Below are 2,892 nucleotides of genomic sequence, written 5' to 3'. Positions count from 1 at the left end.
AGATATGATAATTTTACTGGAATTATTATTTCCTCTTGAGAGTTTGCAGTCAAATCTTCGTCGTATTCTAATAATAAAGCTACCTCTTGATTTTCATCCTCTTGCTTTACATTATTATTTACTTGCTCTTGTTTTGATTTTACGCCAATACCATAAACCACTCCAACTACTATGAGAGAAAGTATTACAGCAATAGCAGTTATTTTTTTTTGTTTGCTTAATTTCATTTTTTCCTCCCTAGTTATTTACTTTAACATCATCCTTTGATTTATCGTCCCAAATCTTGCAAATTGTATATTCAGATTTTGATAAGAAATTATTCATTATTTGATCTATATCTCCGTTGTCGATTTTAGAATCCATAGATACATTTATAGCTATTATTTGTCTTTCATCAGTTAAATCTAATTTTCCTGATAATATTGATTGAATATTTAAAATATCCTGTGCGTTTAATACCTTATCTCCATTTACATCGCCAAATGTTATTTCGTATTTTTCTGGCTTTGTATAATCAGCTTCTTGATTTTGTATATTATCTTCATTTGAAGCATTTTGATCGACTTTAGCTTCCTCTATTTTATGGAATTCATAGTTGTCCATTTTTAATAAATCTTCCTTCTTCACAGATGTATCAAATAAAGCTATATATGTAGGAGTATTGCTCTTATCTGACAATTCTTGTGAATAATACAAGTATTGTTTTTTATCCTTAGATAATTTGAATTCTACTATTTCTTCTTTTTCCTTTTCTTTAAATTCAATTATCACGCATTTTTTATTTTCAGTGATTAGTCCATCCTTTTCACCAGTGTATACTGTCTTTATACTTATAGTTGCACTTTTGTTTTCAGTTGTTTTAACACTTTTATTTCCAACCTTAGATGTATATGTTTTATTTCCTGAGCTATCTACTTTTGTATTTTGATTATTTTTATTTTCACTGTTACTGTTGTTATTTTGATTATTGCTATTATTATTTTCGTTATTGTTATTTTGGTTGTTGCTATCGTCGTCGCCATCATCTTTTCCATTTAAATCAGGATTATCTCCTGTAGAAAAAGTAGTACTGGCATCTGTCATATCGTATAATTTATTTTGACCTTTTAAATATCTATTATATGCTACTAAAGCGTACATTCCTTGGTCTGTAGCCATTGCGTTAAGTCCTGTTCCAGCGCCTCCACCGCCGTCGTAGCCTTCTAATACATGTGCAAATCCGCCACCTTTGCAGTAAAAATACAACATACCATCTATTACAGTATTCTTATTTCCCTTTGAATCTGTCTTTATAAATCTAGAATCGCTGTCTACATCTATGCCTAGAGCCGTTAAAGCAACTATAGCTTGTGCTGTACTTTCACAGTTCATAGTTCCCCAAGAATCGAAAGCTCCTGTAGATAATTGCTTCTTACTCATTGCATTCAAGGCTCTATTTACAGCTTCTTTGACTTCTTCTTGGTCAGTGTAATTAGATAAGGCTTGTAATGCCATAAAAGTAATGTCAGGGTCAGGATCTGTTCCACTAAGCGCCCATCCACCTGCATCTTTTTCACCTTTGTGAATTTCTTTACTCAATATGAAGTCAATTAGCTTTTGTCTAGTAACTTGATCTTTTACACCGGATTTTTGTGGTATTTCGTAATTTCCACTGTCAAATGCTATAAGTGCAAAAATTGGTCCATTTATACCTTGTTTTTTTACATTGTCTAAATCAGTTAAATATTCAAGTAGATTGTACCCAGCCACATCGGTTACGTCTTTATTCATAGCTGTAAGCGCTAGTATTACTCTAGAATACTCTGTATACTTAATCTTATGAAGCTGTCCATCGCAATCTTTTAGAGTTTTTTCTACTCTTCTATAGTAATCATCATAATAACTTTTTGGTATTTTTACTCCACTTCTAGCCAAGCTAAGTACAGTCCATTCACCGCCTATACTAGCTACAGTAGGCTCAGGTATAGTTTTGTACATTAAGCTCGCTGTTTCATTTATGTATTTCTTTATCTTTTCTTGATTATATGCATAAGAATTTACACTATTTGAAAATACAAATCCAATCATTATGACAAAAGAAAGAAATACTGTACATATTTTTTTTAACAATTTATTCACCCCTTAATATAGTAATTTTTTCTCAAAAGATTTTATTTTTTTAATTATATATTTACTTAATTGTACAATAGATTTGGTGTAAGAAAAGTCTACTTTTAAGTAGTAGCACTTTTTGATAAAAGTTCTACTACTTATAAATACTCATAAAATTTTAAAAAGACCTCTGCAATTCGAGGTCTTTAAATGTCATTTAAAAAAATTAGGGAATTAATTTTAGGGTAAGTAGATTTAAAATCTCTACTCCCGTTTATGTGAGATTTGTTTGAATTTAATTTTTAATTACACGAGAGTTTAGTGTTTTAATCGTGGCTTTGCTTTTATTTTAATTTGGCCAATTAATTCCCTACAAATAAATTTAAAATAAAAGCTTTTCTATTTCTCTATCATTATATCATTGTATTTATTTTTTGTAAGTATAATCTTTAGTTCTACTACTTTTTGTAAGTAAAGTAGTAGAACTTTTTATAATTCTATTTATTGACTGATACTTGTAATTTACTTACTGATGTTGAGCCATTTTTATATGGAGAATAAACTGTATAAATATGACCTGCTTTATCCTTATATGTAACATAAGAGCTTGCAGTTAATTCTTTATCAAAGTTTGCTCTTTCTATATTTACTATTGTTCCTAAATAAGTTACATAATTTTCTTTTTCATTTACTTCATAGTTTACTTTACCTATAGATTTAGCTACTTTAGGAGTATCTAAGTTTAAAGTTTCTCCTTCTGCAAGTAGATTAACTGGAAGTATTAGAGTTCCTTTTTCTACT

At 29.4% G+C, this 2,892-nt stretch carries 3 protein-coding genes; all 3 read right to left on the bottom strand.

What is annotated here, in order from left to right; all coding sequences use genetic code 11:
* The coding region (locus SPD90_RS01835) for a hypothetical protein (protein ID WP_320924132.1) at nt 1-227 on the bottom strand (227 nt) is incomplete at its 3' end.
* 10 nt (nt 228-237) lie between these two features.
* Nucleotides 238-2,109 (bottom strand): hypothetical protein, encoded by a 1,872-nt coding sequence (locus SPD90_RS01830; protein WP_320924131.1) that lies wholly within the window; start codon nt 2,107-2,109, stop codon nt 238-240.
* A gap of 479 nt (nt 2,110-2,588) precedes the next feature.
* A partial coding sequence (locus SPD90_RS01825) for a hypothetical protein (protein WP_320924130.1) occupies nt 2,589-2,892 on the bottom strand: 304 nt, incomplete at its 5' end.

The sequence above is a fragment of the Intestinibacter sp. genome (assembly GCF_034113885.1).
Classification (GTDB): Bacteria; Bacillota; Clostridia; order Peptostreptococcales; family Peptostreptococcaceae; genus Intestinibacter.
The sequence above is the reverse complement of the archived record's forward strand: the minus strand, read 5'-3'. Positions and strand labels throughout refer to the sequence as shown.